The sequence below is a fragment of the Rhizobium aureum genome (genome assembly GCF_030182495.1).
GTDB classification, from domain to species: domain Bacteria; phylum Pseudomonadota; class Alphaproteobacteria; order Rhizobiales; family Rhizobiaceae; genus Rhizobium; species Rhizobium tropici_C.
Genome location: NZ_JAQJCI010000003.1, coordinates 116,175 through 132,281 on the forward strand (window position 1 = coordinate 116,175; position 16,107 = coordinate 132,281).

A 16,107-nucleotide genomic window follows, 5' to 3' on the forward strand; every position below is an offset into this window, starting at 1 on the left:
GTCCGAAGAGACCCGGTTGTATGGCGCCTGATGGCGACGGGTCTTTTGCGGAAAGTTGCAGGCAAATTTTGTGAGTGCTTACCGTGATAACGGCGCCTCTTGCCGTATGCGGTTTTTCGAAGGGGGCTTCATGCCGATGCTGCCGCGTGCCGTTTTGTTCAGCTGTGTTTTTGCCGTTTTCTCGGGCGCTCAGGCGCTGGCGCAGGGTGCGCCGCCGGCCCCGCCTGTGACGGTCGCCAAGCCGATCGTTCGCGATGTCGTCGACAGTGACGAGTTCATCGGGCGCTTCCAGGCGGTCGATGAGGTTTCTGTGCGCTCGCGGGTGGGCGGCTATCTTCAGGAAGTGCATTTCCAGGATGGTGCTATCGTCAAACAGGGCGACCTGCTTTTCGTCATCGACCAACGGCCATTCGTGACCGCGCTGAACGAATCGACGGCCTCGCTGGAAGTGGCGAAATCGTCGCTGACGCTTGCCGATGCGCAGTTCAAGCGCGCCCAATCGCTGTCGACGACGGGCAGCCAGTCGGCTTCGACCCTCGACGACCGCCGTCGCGATCTCGTTTCCGCTGAGGCGAATGTGCGTGGCGCGCAGGCCGCTGTCGATCGCGCCAATCTGGATATGGATTTCACCCGGATCACCGCGCCGCTCAGCGGCCGCATCGACCGACGGCTGATTTCGGTCGGCAATCTCGTGCAGGCCGATCAGACCGTGCTGACCACCATCGTGTCGCTCGATCCCATCGATTTCTATTTCGACGTCGACGAACGCCGTCTGCTCTCCTATGCCGACGAGGCCCGCAAGAACGGCAGCGCCCTGCAGCAGGGCGGCGGCGGGCTTGACGTGACCGTCACGATTGCCGATCAACGGCAGAAGCCGTTCAAGGGCAAGCTCGATTTCGCTGAAAACCGCGTCGACAACGAGACGGGCACGATCCGCGTCCGCGCCCGCTTCCCGAACCCTGATCTCATCCTGCAGCCTGGCCTGTTCGGACGCGTTCAGGTGCAAGGCTCGAACAGCTACAAGGCGATCCTGGTCCCAGATGAAGCTATCGGCTCGGACCAGAACCAGCGCGTCGTCTATGTCGCCGATACCGCCGGTAATATCACGCCGAAGCCGGTGCGCCTCGGGCCGAAGCTCTATGGCTATCGCGTCATCCGTGACGGCATGACCGGCGACGAAACGATCGTCGTCAACGGGCTGATGCGCATTCGGCCCGGCGCCAAGGTGACGCCGCAGTTGATCGAACTGCCGCAGCAGGCGACGAATGAGGAGCCGCCGGCCCAGGCCGACGTACAGGGGACGAACCAATGAGGTTTTCCCACTTCTTCGTCGATCGGCCGATCTTTGCATCGGTCCTATCCATCGTACTGCTGATCGTCGGCGGCATCGCCTATTTCCAGCTTCCGGTAGCTCAATATCCGGAGGTCGCGCCTCCGACGATCGTCGTGCGCACTTCCTATCCGGGCGCCGACGCGCAGACCATTGCCGATACCGTGGCGACGCCGATCGAGCAGGAGGTCAACGGCGTCGAGGACATGCTTTACATGTCCTCCTATTCCAGTGCCGACGGCTCCATGTCCCTGACGATCACGTTCAAGCTCGGCACCGATCTCGACAAGGCGCAGGTGCTGGTACAGAACCGCGTCGCCATTGCCGAGCCGCGCCTGCCTGACGACGTTCGCCGCATCGGCATTACGACCGTCAAGAGCTCGCCCGACCTGATGATGGTCGTGCATCTTCTCTCGCCGAACAACCGCTACGATCAGCTCTATATTTCCAACTATGCGCGTACGCGCATCCGCGACCTTCTCGTTCGTCTGGATGGCGTCGGCGATGTGCAGCTCTTCGGCGAGCGGCAATATTCGCTGCGCATCTGGCTCGATCCGGAAAAGCTCGCCGCCTACGGCATGACTGCAGGCGACATCGTGCAGGCGCTTCGGGATCAGAACGTTCAGGTGTCCGGCGGTGCGATCGGCGGGCCGCCGGTTTCGGGCACCAATGCTTTCCAATATACGGTGACGACACAAGGGCGCTTTTCCGATGCGCGGCAATTCCGCTATGTCATCGTCAAGGCAACAGGTAATGGCCGCCTCGTGCAGCTGCAGGATGTCGCCCGCATCGAGCTCGGAGCTCAGGATTACGTCACCAACAGCTATCTGAACGGCAGCCCGGCGGTGGCGCTGGGCGTGTTCGCCCGGCCCGGCACCAACGCGCTTGCCGCCGCTGCCGATATCCAGAAGACGATGGAGACCCTGGCGCAGGATTTCCCGCAGGGGCTTGAATATCGCATCATCTATAACCCGACCGAGTTCATCGCCGAATCGATCCATGAGGTCTACAAGACCATTTTCGAGGCGGCGATTCTCGTCGCGATCGTGGTATTGGTCTTCCTGCAATCGTGGCGGACGGCGATCATCCCGATCGTCGCCATCCCAGTCTCGCTAATCGGCACCTTCGCCTTCCTGCTTGCCTTCGGTTTCTCGCTGAACATGCTGACTCTGTTCGGCCTCGTGCTGGCGATCGGCATTGTCGTCGACGATGCGATCGTGGTGGTCGAAAATGTCGAGCGCAACCTCTCGCTCGGCATGACGCCGAAGGAGGCGTCGCATGTGACGATGAACGAGGTTGGCACTGCCGTTCTGGCAATTTCGCTGGTGCTCATCGCCGTCTTCGTGCCGACCGCTTTCATTCCGGGCATCTCCGGACAGTTCTACCGGCAGTTCGCAGTGACGATTTCGGTCGCGACGGCGATCTCCTGCCTGAACTCGCTGACGCTCTCACCGGCGATCGCCGCGATCGTGCTGCGCCCGCATAGCCACGAGAAATCCAACAATATCTTCGCGCGCTTCGGCCGTGCTCTGGGTGACGGGTTCAACCGGGGTTTCGAGCGGATGAGCCGCGGCTATTCCTGGATCGTCCGCCATCTGGTGACGACCTGGGCGGCGCTCGCCTGCGCGCTTCTCGTTTTTGCCGGGCTGCTCGCCGGCACATGGTACATGGGCCGGATCGTGCCGCAGGGCTTCGTTCCCACAATGGACCAGGGCTATGCCATCGTCGTCGTCCAATTGCCCGATGGGGCCTCGCTTGCGCGCACCAACGCCGTCATCCAGAAGGCGACCGGTATCATCAACAAGACGCCCGGCATCGCCAATGCCGTCGCCTTCGCCGGCTTCAACGGCGCGACCTTCACCAATGCCTCGAACTCGGGCGTGATTTTCACGCCGTTCAAGCCATTCGAGGAACGGCTGAAGAGCGGGGAGTCGGCGACGAAGATCATCGGCCAGCTCTTCGGCAGTCTGCAGGGCCTGCAGGAGGCCTTCATCATCGCCATTCCGCCGCCCTCGATTCGAGGCATCGGCAATTCCGGCGGCTTCAAGATGCAGATCATGGACCGGGAAAACCCGGACATGCGACGCATACTGCCGCTTGCCTACCAGATGATGGGCGTCGCGGCGCAAAACAAAGGCGTCAGCGGCGTCTTCACCACCTTCTCCGCCAACAGCCCGCAATATTTCCTGGCGATCGACCGCGACAAGGCGCGGGCGCTCAACGTGCCGATCCCGAATATCTTCGAGACGCTGTCGATCAATCTCGGCACCTCCTATGTTAACGACTTCAATGCCTTCGGCCGCGTCTATCAGGTGCGGGCGCAGGCCGATCAGCAATATCGCATGGATCGCGAGGACATTCTGGCGCTGAAGGTGCGTTCGGCGACCGGGGCGCTGGTGCCGCTTGGCACGCTGGTCGATATCCGGGATACGACCGGGCCGACGCTCGTGCAGCGCTATAACATGTATGTCTCGGTCCCTCTCCAGGGTAATCCAGGGCCGGGGGTTTCTACGGGTACGGCACTCGACACTATGGAGGGGCTGGCAAAGAACCTCTTGCCATCGGGCACGACCTTCGAATGGACGGAGCTCGCCTATCAGGAGAAGCACACCGGCAACACGGCGATCTATATCTTCGCCCTGTCGGTCATCTTCGTCTTCCTGGCGCTGTCGGCGCAGTATGAAAGCTGGATCCTGCCGCTTGCGATCATTCTCATCGTGCCGTTGGCGGTTCTGGCGGCGCTGATCGGCGTGTATCTGCGAGGGATGGACAACAATATCCTCACGCAGATCGGGCTGATCGTGCTGATCGGTCTTGCGGCCAAGAACGCGATCCTGATCGTCGAGTTCGCCCGGCAGGCGCAGCTTGAGGGAAAAAGCGCTGTCGAAGCCGCGATCGAGGCCAGCCATCTGCGTCTGCGTCCGATCCTGATGACCGCCTTCGCCTTCATCTTCGGCGTGGTGCCGCTGATGATCGCTACCGGCCCAGGCGCGGAAATGCGCCAGTCGCTCGGCACGGCAGTCTTTTCCGGCATGCTCGGCGTGACGCTGTTCGGCCTGTTCCTGACGCCGGTCTTCTATGTCGTCCTGCGCCGGCGGCGCCGACAGGCAGAAGCTGCAGCACAGGAATCCTCGGTCACAGATGCAGCGGCACAGTGATGTCAAATGGAGCGGCCGAGCGTTTCACGGGAAACGCTCGGCCGCTCCATATTTCCGCTTTTATGAAGCTAGAGCCGGATGATAGGTCGAGTCGACCTAAAACCTGAATCCGCGCTAGAATGAAAGACGTAGAGCGTGATGTCGTCCGAAACCGCCTACGCTTTTCGGCATCACGCTCTAAATGCGAAAAGCCGCTGACTACTTTAGAGATGCGGATTGCGCGGCCGGTATTTCTTAACGAGCCGCTGATTGGTCTCTTTGGCGCCCGGCATGTTGGCGCTGAGGTAGACCGGCGGATCGCCGTCCTTGCAAAGTTCGGCGGCGACATCGGCGAAGATGGCGTTCAGCACGGTGGCGCCGACCGCCGTCGACGCCGGGCCGACCTTCAGAGCGGTACCTGGCAGCTCGACCATAGCGTCGCCCGGCGGCAGACCGTTATCCAGCACGATATCGGCGATATCGGCGAGCTTCCTGCGACCATTGGCGATTGCGGCCGAATAGGCGAGCGATGTGATGGCGATGACTGTCGCGCCGATCTCGCGGCCATAATCGGCGGCCTCGAGCGGCGCCGCGTTGACGCCGGAGTTGGAGGCGATGATCAGCACATCGCCCGGCTGCATGCCGTAACGCTCGAAAATCGGGCGGATGAGACCTTCGGTGCGCTCATAGACCGAGCTGATGACGGCGCCTTCATGCAGCATGGCAGATCCCACAAGCACGGGGATGGTGAAGGCGAGACCGCCGGCGCGATAATGCACTTCTTCCGCCAGCATGTGCGAATGGCCGGTGCCGAAGACATAGACGCGGCGATCGGCGCGTGCAGCCGTGCAAATGGCGGCCGAAGCCTGGGACATGGGCTCGGCCAGCGTTTCACGCAGGGTTTCCAGCCGGCCGACGAGGGCGGAGAAATAGCTGTCCGTGACTGCGCTCATGTCGAGCCTCCCTTTCGAGTGCTACTCTTTGTTTTGCGCATTCGGGGCGAGATTTCGCTGCGCATCTTTCCTGGAAATGATCTACCGCGAAGGCTCGCCGGAGATCCAGGTTTCGGTGACTTCGATGCCGTCGTTGATGTGAACGAGGTCGGCGCGCATTCCCGGCGCCAGATGGCCGCGATCAGCAAGCCGCAGGAAACGGGCGGGATAGGAGGTCGCCATGCGCAGGGCCTCAGCCAGCGGCAGCTCGAGAATATTGACGCCATAGCGGACGGTGGAGGCCATATCGACATCGGAGCCCGCCAGCGTGCCGTCGTCGAGCGTCAGCTTGGAGCAATAACCGCCCTTGGTGCGATAGACCGTGCGGCCGTTCAGGGTGAAGCTCGGAAGGTCGGTTCCGACGAGCGACATGGCGTCGGTGACGAAAAACAGGCGGCCCTCACCGCGCTTGGCGCGCAGCGCGACCCTGAGTGCAATCGGCTCGACGTGATGACCGTCGGCGATGATGCCGCACCAGGGGGCGGGATGATCGATCGCCGCCCCAACGAGACCGGGGGCACGATGGCCCATCTGGCTCATGGCATTGAAAAGATGAGTGACTCCGCGCGCACCGGCATCGAACCGCGCATTGGCGGCTTCCGCCGTGCAATCGCTGTGGCCGATGCTGACGATGACGCCGCCTTCGCTGAGTGCCTGCACCTGCCGCTCCGTCACCTGTTCGGCCGCGATCGTGACAAGCAGCGTGCCGATCGCCTCACGGGCGCGGATGAAGGTCCGGACGTCGCTGTCTTCGACCGGACGCATCAGCTCCGCGAGATGCGCGCCTTTGCGGGCAGGCGCCAGATGCGGACCTTCGAGATGCAGGCCGGCAACGCCGCGATTGGCCTTCACGGCCTCGACGGCCGCTTCGATCGCCGCCGTGGTCGCGGCTGCGACATCGGTAATGAGGGTCGGCAGCAGCGATGTCGTACCGTAGGGGCGATGTCCTGCGGCGATCATGAACATGGATTCGGGCGAGGGCTCGTCGTTCAGCATACGGCCGCCGCCGCCATTCACCTGTGCATCGATGAAGCCCGGAGAGAGCACGCCACCCTTCAGCTGGATCGTTTCGGCGTTCTCAGGCACATCGTTGATGCCGGTGATGGCATGGATGCGGGCATTGCCGATGACGAGCGCACTGTCTTCATGAAAACGGTCGCCATCGAAGATGCGGGCGCCGGTAAAGACCTTGTAGTCCATCACATGGTCTCCGTTACCTTGAGAAGGTTAGCCGGCTTATCCGGGTCAAAGCCCTTGCGCCGCGTTACGGACTCGACGAGGCGATAATAGCATAGCAGCGAGACGAGCGGATCGAGCAGGCCGTTGCCGGTCGTCGGCATGCGCAGGTTGATGCCGGCAAGCGGTGCGGTCGAGAAGGAGACGGCGGTTGCGCCGAGCTTCTGCAGACGTTCGAGCGCCTGGGCATTGTTGGCGAAGGCGGCATCGTCGGGCGAGAAGGCCACGATCGGGAAGCCCGGCTGCACGAGGCGCATCGGGCCATGCATGAGTTCGGCGAGCGAAAAGGCTTCCGCATGCAGGCCGGCGGTTTCCTTGGCCTTCAACGCCGCTTCGAGCGCGATGGCAAAGGCCGGGCCGCGGCCACCGGTATAGAGCGAGGAGGCGTTGAAAAGCACGTCCTCCGCGGCCTTGCTGTCGATACCCGAGGTTGCGGCAAGCGCTTCCGGCAGCTTTGCGAGGCCGGCAGATAGCGTCTTATCCTGCGAAATCGCTGCGGTGACGCCAGCGAGCGCGGCGACGGAGGCAATGAAGGATTTCGTGGCCGCAACGCTCTTTTCCGGGCCGGCATTGAGCCCGAGCACGATATCGGCTTCCTTGGCAAGCGGGCTATCCGTGACGTTGACGACGGCGATCGTCGTCGCACCGCCCTTTTTGGCGGCCGCCTGCAGCGCGATGATATCCGGGCTGCCGCCGGATTGTGAGACTGTGAAGTGGATGCCGCCCTTCAGGTGAAGAGGTGCGCCATAGACCGAGGCGATCGATGGGCCGACGGAGGCGACCGGGATGCCGCAGGAAATTTCGAAGAGATACTTGAAGAAGGTGGCGGCATGGTCGGAAGAGCCGCGCGCCGCCGTCGTGATCAGCGAGGGACGGCCTGAGGCGAAAAGCTTCGCGATCTCGGCAAAAGCGGGCTTTTCCTTTTCAAGCAGGGTTGCGATCACCTCCGGCGATTGTCCGGCTTCCGTCAGCATCAGGGATTGGGTCTCGCTCATTGGTCATCTCCAATTCTCAATTCAGCAACAAAATCATAGGCATCGCCGCGATAGTGCGAGCGTGTGTATTCAACGACGCGCTGGTCCGCGAGCCGGGAGACGCGTTCGATCAGCAGCGCCGGCGCCCCGGCCTTGACGGTCAGGATCGATGCGGATGTCGGGTCGAGCGTCACGGCCGTCAGCCTCTGCTGGGCACGCACCGGCTTGAAACCTTTGGCGGCCAGCGCATCATAGAGCGATCCTTCGGATATGGCGTCTTCGCCAAGGAATTTGACGGGAACGACGGCGCGCTCGATGGCAAGCGGCTGGCCATCCGCCAGGCGCAGTCGGTCGAGCCGCAGCACGGGCTCGTCTAGGCCGAGGCCGAGCAGGAAGGATTCTTCCGGCGCCGGCGCGCTGACAGTCCGGGACAGGATGCGCGCTGCCGGTTCGCGGCCGCGCGAGCGCATGTCTGCGGAAAAGGAGGAGAGACGCCAGAGCGGCTGTTCGATGCGCTCCACATGCTGCGAGACGAAGGTACCGCTGCCGTGACGGGATTCGATGACGCCTGAGGTGAGCAGGTCGCGATAGGCTGTCCGCACAGTGACGCGGCCGATCTGCAGGGCGCCGGCGAGATCGCGCTCGCCCGGCAGTGCCGTGCCCGGTTTCAGCAGGCCTTCCTGGATAAGGCCGGTCAGTGCCTGTGCCAAGCGCTTGTAAAGCGGGCCGCTCGCGGTCTCGTCGCTCAAGCCGCGATTGTTCAGTTCGGTGATCAAACTGGTTCTATCCATGGCTGCCATATAGAACCTATTTAGAACCAATTCACAAGATGAATCTGGCTGCAGGCAAAAAAGAATCGGCCGGGCGCTTTGGACGCCCGGCCGAAATTTAGGAAAGCCGGCATTCCCAGCTTAGTTCTTGGTGAAGATGTAATCCGTTTCCTGCCGCAATACCTCGCCCGGGCGGAGCACGGCGTTGGGAAAGCCTTCGTGGTTGATGGCGTCGGGCCAGACCTGCGTTTCCAGGCAGAAACCGGCAAACGGGCCGATTTTGCGGCCGTCATGGCCGGGAACCGGCACGTTGAGCTTGAAGCCGGTATAGAACTGCACGCCGGGCTCGGTGGTGCGAACTTCAAGCGAGACGCCGGAATTGACGCTGCGGGCAAGCACGACGGAGCGCTTGGCGGTGCGCTCGGGCGAGAGGCAGAAATTGTGATCGTAGAGCGCCTGCTCGCTTCCTTCGAAGCGCTTCATTGGCGCCATCTCGCGGAAATCGAAGACCGTGCCTTCCACGGAGCGGATCTCGCCAGTCGGCACCTGCTTGTCGTCCGTCGGCGTGTAGTGATCGGCGGCGATCATGATGTCGTGGCCGAGGGCATCTTCGCGGCCGTCAAGGTTGAAATAGGCATGCTGGCAGACATTGGCGAGCGTCGGCTGGTCGGTGGTCGATTCGTAGGTGACCGACAGTTCGCCGTTGCCATGGACCCGGTAGGTCGCCTGGATCGTGCAGTTGCCGGGATAACCGGCGCGGCCATCGGGATCGACGATCTTCAGGACAACGCGGTCTGTGTCGTGCTCGACGATGGTCCAGTTGCGCTTGGCGATATTGTTCTTGCCGCCGTGCAGATGGGTGACGCCCTTCTCGTTGAGCTCCAGCTGGTACTGCTTACCATCAAGCGTGAAGCGACCGGCGCCGATGCGATTGGCGCAGCGTCCCGGCGTGGCGCCGAAATAGGAGGAGTGGGCGGGATAATCGGCAAAATCGTCGAAGCCGAGCAGCAGCGAGGGCCCGTGGCCATCAAGACGCAGATCCTGGATGACCGCGCCCCAGGACATGATATGCGCCGTCAGGCCGCCGCCCACGATCTTAACGCGATAGACGGTCTCTCCATCGGCCGTCGTCCCAAAATGTTCCCGCTGCAAAGTGCTTTCCGTCATATCTGCTCATCCGCTCCCTATCGAAATGCGAGGCCAGACCCTGCCCCCATTCGCCGCGATCCGCAACCGGTCAGGGGCGAAATTTAGGGGCAGGCTAAAGGGGATCAAGGTTCCGTCCGGCTTTCGAGACGCTACGCTGCACCGGAAGTATGCAATGCCTATGACAGAGCGCCGGTTTCTGTAACGGCCCTCATCCTAACCCTCTCCCCGTAAGCAGAGGGCTGGGGTGAGGGGCCAGGCACGAGAGTGCAGCAGAACAGTGCGCGCTTGACTATTGTAAGCCCAGGCTAATCGGTCAGCGCGACAGTTCCCGCGTCGCCTTTTCCAATCCGCCGAGCGTCAGGGGATACATGCGATCGGTCATCAGCCGGCGGATCATCGAGATCGAGGTCGTATGGCCCCAATAGCTTTCCGGCACGGGGTTGATCCAGATGCATTTGCGGAAATGGCCCGTCATTCGGGCGAGCCAGGTCTCGCCAGCCTCCTTGTTCCAATGCTCAACCGAGCCGCCTGGTTGAGTGATTTCGTAGGGGCTCATAGAGGCGTCGCCGACGAAAACGACGCGGTAATCGGGACCGAAGGTGCGGATCAAGTCGGCCGTCGCCGTGATGTCGACGCGCCGGCGGCGATTGTCCTTCCACACGCCTTCGTAGAGGCAGTTGTGGAAGTAGAAATACTCCATGTGGCGGAACTCCGCACGGGCGGCGGAGAAGAGCTCCTCCACGACACGGATATGGTCGTCCATCGAGCCGCCGACATCGAAGAACATCAGCAGCTTCACGGCATTGCGGCGTTCGGGCCGTGTCTGAACGTCGAGATAGCCATGCTCGGCGGTAGAGCGGATGGTGCCGGAGAGGTCCAGTTCCTCGGCCGCCCCCTCGCGTACCCACCGGCGCAGGCGCTTTAGCGCTACCTTGATGTTGCGGGTGCCAAGCTCGACGCCGTCGTCGAGATTCCTGAAGTCGCGCCGATCCCAGACTTTTACCGCGCGGCGATGGCGCGATGTTTCCTGGCCGATGCGCACGCCTTCCGGATTGTAGCCGTAGGCGCCGAAGGGCGAGGTACCCGCCGTGCCGATCCATTTCGAGCCGCCCTGATGCCGGCCCTTCTGTTCTGCCAGCCGCTCGCGCAGCGTCTCCATCAGCTTGTCGAAGCCGCCGAGTGCCTCGATCTGCCGTCTTTCCTCTTCGGTCAGGTGCCGCTCGGCAAGTTTGCGCAACCATTCCTCGGGAAGGGCGGTCGGCTCCACCGCTTCTCCATCGGCATTGCCGCCGATCACCTCGACGCCGCGAAAGTAATCGGCGAAGACCTGGTCGAAGCGATCGATGAAGCGCTCGTCCTTGATGAGTGTTGCGCGGGCCAGATAGTAGAAGGCCTCGACGTCATAATCGGCAATCCCTTCTTCCATTCCCTCAAGCAGCGACAGGAACTCCCGGAGCGTCACCGGAACCTTCGCTTCCTTCAGCTTTAGGAAGAAGGGAATGAACAAGCCTCAAGTCCTTTCCTGGCCGATCTCCTCCAGATCATACGGCGTGGTCTGGTAGATCTCGTTGATCCAGTTACCGAAGAACAGGTGCGCGTGGCTGCGCCACCGGTTTTGCGGGGGAATTTCGGGATCGTTATGCGGGAAGTAGTTATGCGGCATCTTGATCGGCACGCCCGCATTCACATCCCGGAAATACTCGTCCGCCAGCGATGTGGAATCATACTCCACGTGATTGAACATGTAGAGCCGGTTGCAAGCCTGTTCGTGCACGAGACAGACGCCCATCTCGCTCGAGTCCATCAGGATTTCCAGGCCAGGCACTTTTTCGATGTCTGCGCGGCGCACTTCCGTCCAGCGGGACACCGGAATGGCGAAATCGTCGGAGAAGCCGTTAAGATAGACCGAGGAGGGCTTCAGGTTCTGGTGGCGATAGACGCCGAACGCCTTTTCCTTCAGCGTGTATTTCGGCACCTGGTGGAAATGGTAGATCGCCGCCATTGCGCCCCAGCAGACGTTCATCGTCGAATGGACATTGGTGGTCGTCCAATCCAAGATCTCCTGCATCTCGTTCCAGTAGGTGACGTCCTCATATTCCAGCAGCTCGATCGGCGCCCCGGTTATGATGAAGCCGTCGAACTTGCGGTGCTTCACCTCTTCCCACGTCTCGTAGAAAGCAAGCAGATGCTCCTGCGAGGTGTTCTTGGCCTTGTGGCCGCCAACGCGCACCAGCGAAAACTCTACCTGCAGCGGCGATGCGCCGACCAGGCGCGCCATCTGGACCTCGGTCTTGATCTTGTTCGGCATGAGGTTGAGCAGCCCGATCTGAAGGGGGCGGATATCCTGACGGAACGCCACCGTTTCGGTCATCACCCGCACACCCTCGCTCTGGAGGGTCTCAAACGCGGGCAGCGTATCGGGAATCTTGATGGGCATTGTTTCACTCGCCAAATACAAAAAAACCGGCCGCGATAAGAATCGCTACCGGTCCGCACGCGGCCCTTTAGCGACTTATTTAACGTGGCTGCAAGCCGGCCGGCCAAATCACCACGAGGGAAATTCAATAGACCTGACATTTCCGCGGGTCAATGGGCTAACTCCAAGTGTAGGGGCCGCCTCTCCCTTCGAGGCTCTGGCCTTTACGCTGACGCTCAAGACCAGGGCACCTCAGGGTGAGGCAGAGAGGGGTCCGCGCCAAGACACAGGAGATCAGACCTCACCTGAGGTGCGCAGGCTGAAAGCCGGAGCCTCGAAGGGCGAGGGCGGGTGATAACCCCGTTGTCTGTCGGAGAAGGCTTCTGCAGTTTTGTGGGCAGAAAGCGCAGCATCCGGCTGAATCATTTCCCTTGCCCCCGCGCCATGAAGGCCAGTCGTTCGAACAGATGCACATCCTGTTCGTTCTTCAGAAGCGCGCCATGCAGTTTCGGTAGCGCGTTCTTCGCATCGGCACGCAATGTTTCCGGATCGATATCGTCGGCAACCAGCAGGCGGATCCAATCGAGCGCTTCGGAGGTGGACGGCTTCTTCTTCAGCCCCGGTACGTCGCGGATTTCGAAGAACTGCGTCAGCGCCGCGCGGACGAGCGTCTGCTTGATACCGGGATAGTGAACCTCGACGATGCGCGTCAGCGTCTCCATGTCGGGAAAGCGGATATAATGGAAGAAGCAGCGGCGCAGAAAGGCGTCCGGAAGTTCCTTCTCGTTGTTCGAGGTGATGATGACGATCGGGCGGACGGCGGCCTGGATGGTCTCGCCGGTCTCATAGACGTGGAACTCCATGCGGTCGAGTTCCTGCAGCAGGTCGTTGGGGAATTCGATATCGGCCTTGTCGATCTCGTCGATCAGCAGCACGCACTTCATCGGCGAGGTGAAGGCCTGCCACAGCTTGCCCCGGCGGATATAATTGCTGACATCGTGAACTCTGATGTCGCCCAACTGGCTGTCGCGCAGGCGCGAAACCGCATCATATTCATAGAGGCCCTGCTGGGCCTTCGTCGTCGATTTGACATTCCACTCTATGAGATCGAGCCCAAGGGCTGCGGCCACCTGACGGGCGAGTTCGGTCTTGCCCGTCCCGGGTTCGCCCTTGACCAGAAGCGGACGCTCCAGCCTTATGGCGGCGTTGACGGCGACCATCAGATCCTTGTCGGCGATATAGTCCGCCGTTCCCTGAAATTGCATCGGAAGGCTTTCTCAATCTTTCAACGGCAAGCTAATTGCTGACCTAATTCGGTTCAAGGCGCGAAACCGTGTATATAGGAACGTGATCGCACTGATCTATTGCAAGGATGGACATGGGGGCGGGTCATGGTTAACTGACGGGATGTGGTCGCAGGGAAGTGCTGATGGCAGTTGAAACGCAAGCCAAGCCGAATGTGCAGGGGAACGAGCAGGTCGGATACGATTTGAGCCTCTTCTTTCGGTTGAGGATGATGTTTTCCGCGTTCTGGAATTCGCCGGTCCGCATCAAGCTCATTATTCTTGTCGTCGCGCTTTTCGCAATCATCGTGGTCACGGCCTATGTCCAGGTGCTGCTCAACAGCTGGAACGCTCCCTTTTACGATTCGCTGGCAAGGCGCGATATCGCCGCCTTCTTCCACCAGCTCGGCGTCTTCGGCATCATCGCCGGCTCGCTTCTGGTTCTCAACGTCGTCCAGGCCTGGCTTAACCAGATGACCGCGCTCTATATGCGCGAAGGCCTGGCACGCGATCTGGTCAATCAGTGGCTTCAGGCCAAGCGCGCGCTTCGTCTCGCCTCCTCAGGGCTGATCGGCGTCAATCCCGATCAGCGCCTGCATGAAGATGCCCGCAATCTCGCCGAAAGCACGACGGGGCTTGCCATCGGTCTGGTGCAGGCGACGATCCTGCTCTTCAGCTTCATCGGCGTGCTTTGGGAGCTGTCCAGCGGCATGGTGTTCAAGGTCAACGGCATGAATTTTGCCATCCCCGGCTACATGGTCTGGGCCGCGATCCTCTATGCCGGATCGGCATCGTTCCTCAGCCAGTTCGTCGGCCGCCGGCTGGTGCGATTGAATGCGGACCGCTATTCGAAAGAAGCCGAGCTGCGCTTTGCGCTCATGCATGCCAACGAGCACATGGCGGCGATCACCATTGCCGGTGGCGAGGAGAACGAGCGGCGGCGGATCAACCTCGATATATCAGCCGTTCTTGGCGTCATCCGCCAGCTTGCCATCGCCAATACCAATCTGACCTGGGTCTCCGCAGGCTATGGCTGGTTGGTGCTGATTATTCCGATCCTCGTTGCCGCCCCCGCCTATTTCTCCGGCGGTCTGACCTTCGGTCAGCTGATGGTGGCCGTTGGCGCCTTCAATCAGGTCAATTCGGCATTGCGCTGGTATGTTGCCAATTTCGGCCCGATCGCCGAATGGCGTGCGACGCTGATGCGCGTCACCGATTTCCGCAAGGCGCTGACGGAAATGGACGACAAGACGCCGATGCCGCATACGCTCGTCTTCGATAAGGCGCCGCCTGGAACGATGGTATGGACCGATCTGGAAGTTTCCACGAAAACCAATGACGAGGCCACGGAAAACGGTTTCTCGATTGCCGAAGGCACCGTCACCATCCATGCCGGCGAGCATGTCATGATCAACGGCGATCACGGCGTGAACCGCAGGCTGCTGTTCGAGGTGCTGGCGCATCAGTGGTACAGCGGTTCCGGCACTGTGAGCTTGCCGCCGATGGACGATATGCTGTTCATGCCGCATACGCCCTACGTTCCCAGCGGCACGTTGAGAGAAGCGATCTGCTTTCCCGAGGATCGCGACGCTTATGACGATGCCGCCGTCAATGCCATCATGGACACGGTGGGTCTTGGTCGCCTCAAGAGCCGCCTCGACACGCAGGCCCGCTGGGATCGATTGCTGGATACGGAAGAACAGAAGGCCATCGGTTTTGCGCATCTGCTGCTGGCAAAGCCGAAATGGGTCATCCTGGATGATGCCCTGGAAGGGCTGGAGGCTGAAGTTCAGGCCAAGGCCTGTGCCCTGCTGGCCGAACTACCGGATGCGACCTTGATCTATATCGGCCGCTCCGAGGCCTTCATGCAGGCCATGTCGCCGCGCCTCCTGCATTTGCAGACCTTGGCGCCGCATGAGCATAGCATCGAGATCGATACGCAGCCGGAAACCGTCAGCGCGGCGCAGAAGAATCAGAAAAAGGCCAGTGCCCCATAACGTGAATTCGTGATGCCGCGCGCCTTTACGAGTTCGATTTGATCTCCATACACCCCAAATGCAAAACGCCCCGTCACCAGGACGAGGCGTTTTCCATGCATGTGGGCGGCCGAGGTCAGTCCTTGGCGCGCTCGACATAGGAATTGTCTTCCGTCGCGATGACAACGCGGGTGCCGGCGTTGATGTGCGGCGGCACCATGGTGCGCACGCCGTTGGACAGCATAGCCGGCTTGTAGGAAGACGATGCCGTCTGGCCCTTGACGACCGGTTCCGTCTCGGTGATCTCGAGCGTGACGTGACGCGGCAGTTCGAGCGCCAGCGGAACGCCTTCGTGGATCGACAGGATGCAGGTCATGCCTTCCTGGAGATAGGCCTTCTGGTCGCCCATGGTTTCGGCATCGACGACGACCTGGTCGTAGGTGGCCGGGTTCATGAAGTGGAAGCCTTCGCCGTCTTCATAGAGGTACTGGAAGTTCACGTCTTCAACGAAGGCGCGCTCGACCTGTTCGGTGGTGCGCCAGCGCTCGGACACCTTCACGCCGTCGACGATGCGGCGCATGTCGACCTGGGTGACCGGAGTGCCCTTGCCTGGATGAAAGTTCTGTGCGGTGAGAACGACGTAGAGCTTGCCGTCGACGTCGAGAACGTTGCCCTTGCGGACCGAAGAGGCGATGACCTTGACCATAAGACTTCCTTGTAACGCTGCGTTTTGCGTCGTAGAGGGACTGTCGAAATGCTCTCCGAGACGCAGCAATTGTTTGCTTGGGGGCGCAACTACCCTAAATCAATGGAAATTGCCACCCCCTTGCGTGGCTCGTGCCAC

Annotated in this window: 12 protein-coding genes and 1 riboswitch; of the genes, 3 read left to right on the forward strand and 9 right to left on the reverse strand. The window is 61.2% G+C overall.

The genetic code is table 11. From position 1 onward, the window contains the following. Nucleotides 1-130: 130 nt before the first annotated feature. Together PH552_RS09355 and PH552_RS09360 are read left to right on the forward strand one after the other, a co-directional pair. Nucleotides 131-1,312 (forward strand): efflux RND transporter periplasmic adaptor subunit, encoded by a 1,182-nt coding sequence (locus PH552_RS09355; protein ID WP_112341734.1) that lies wholly within the window; start codon nt 131-133, stop codon nt 1,310-1,312. Next, nucleotides 1,309-4,488: an efflux RND transporter permease subunit gene (locus tag PH552_RS09360; RefSeq protein ID WP_112341573.1), complete on the forward strand. Its 3,180-nt coding sequence runs from the start codon at nt 1,309-1,311 to the stop codon at nt 4,486-4,488. Before PH552_RS09355 ends, PH552_RS09360 begins: the two co-directional genes overlap by 4 nt. Nucleotides 4,489-4,691: 203 nt before the next feature. Here the strand turns inward: PH552_RS09360 and PH552_RS09365 are convergent, their stop codons facing one another. From PH552_RS09365 to PH552_RS09400, 8 genes are all read right to left on the reverse strand, one after another. Then, nucleotides 4,692-5,420: an SIS domain-containing protein gene (locus tag PH552_RS09365; protein ID WP_113249618.1), complete on the reverse strand. Its 729-nt coding sequence runs from the start codon at nt 5,418-5,420 to the stop codon at nt 4,692-4,694. An 81-nt stretch (nt 5,421-5,501) separates the two neighbouring features. After that, nucleotides 5,502-6,659: an N-acetylglucosamine-6-phosphate deacetylase gene (gene nagA, locus PH552_RS09370; protein ID WP_113249619.1), complete on the reverse strand. Its 1,158-nt coding sequence runs from the start codon at nt 6,657-6,659 to the stop codon at nt 5,502-5,504. Continuing rightward, the gene (locus PH552_RS09375) at nt 6,659-7,690 is read right to left on the reverse strand and encodes an SIS domain-containing protein (RefSeq protein ID WP_112341568.1); all 1,032 of its coding nucleotides are present in this window, start codon (nt 7,688-7,690) and stop codon (nt 6,659-6,661) included. The genes nagA and PH552_RS09375 overlap by 1 nt, the downstream gene beginning before the upstream one ends. Next, nucleotides 7,687-8,460, reverse strand: a complete 774-nt coding sequence (locus PH552_RS09380) for a GntR family transcriptional regulator (protein ID WP_112341733.1) — start codon at nt 8,458-8,460, stop codon at nt 7,687-7,689. The genes PH552_RS09375 and PH552_RS09380 overlap by 4 nt, the downstream gene beginning before the upstream one ends. A 120-nt stretch (nt 8,461-8,580) precedes the next feature. Further along, nucleotides 8,581-9,606 carry an aldose epimerase family protein gene (locus PH552_RS09385; protein WP_113249620.1) on the reverse strand — a complete coding sequence of 342 codons (1,026 nt, stop codon included), beginning with the start codon at nt 9,604-9,606 and terminating at the stop codon, nt 8,581-8,583. 295 nt (nt 9,607-9,901) lie between these two features. Beyond that, on the reverse strand, nt 9,902-11,095 hold the full coding sequence (locus PH552_RS09390) for a vWA domain-containing protein (protein WP_183761578.1): 1,194 nt from the start codon (nt 11,093-11,095) through the stop codon (nt 9,902-9,904). A gap of 3 nt (nt 11,096-11,098) precedes the next feature. After that, on the reverse strand, nt 11,099-12,025 hold the full coding sequence (gene metA / locus PH552_RS09395) for a homoserine O-acetyltransferase MetA (protein ID WP_112341563.1): 927 nt from the start codon (nt 12,023-12,025) through the stop codon (nt 11,099-11,101). Nucleotides 12,026-12,072: 47 nt separating this feature from the next. After that, nucleotides 12,073-12,150: riboswitch (SAM riboswitch) on the reverse strand. 276 nt (nt 12,151-12,426) lie between these two features. Then, entirely contained in the window at nt 12,427-13,269 is an 843-nt protein-coding gene (locus tag PH552_RS09400; RefSeq protein WP_113249623.1) for an AAA family ATPase, read from the reverse strand. Between the two features lie 164 nt (nt 13,270-13,433). On the opposite strand from PH552_RS09400, the gene PH552_RS09405 reads away from it, so the two are divergent. Further along, entirely contained in the window at nt 13,434-15,284 is a 1,851-nt protein-coding gene (locus PH552_RS09405; protein ID WP_112341560.1) for an ABC transporter ATP-binding protein/permease, read from the forward strand. 115 nt (nt 15,285-15,399) lie between these two features. Here the strand turns inward: PH552_RS09405 and efp are convergent, their stop codons facing one another. Beyond that, nucleotides 15,400-15,969 carry an elongation factor P gene (efp, locus tag PH552_RS09410; protein WP_069611558.1) on the reverse strand — a complete coding sequence of 190 codons (570 nt, stop codon included), beginning with the start codon at nt 15,967-15,969 and terminating at the stop codon, nt 15,400-15,402. Between the last annotated feature and the right edge of the window lie 138 nt (nt 15,970-16,107).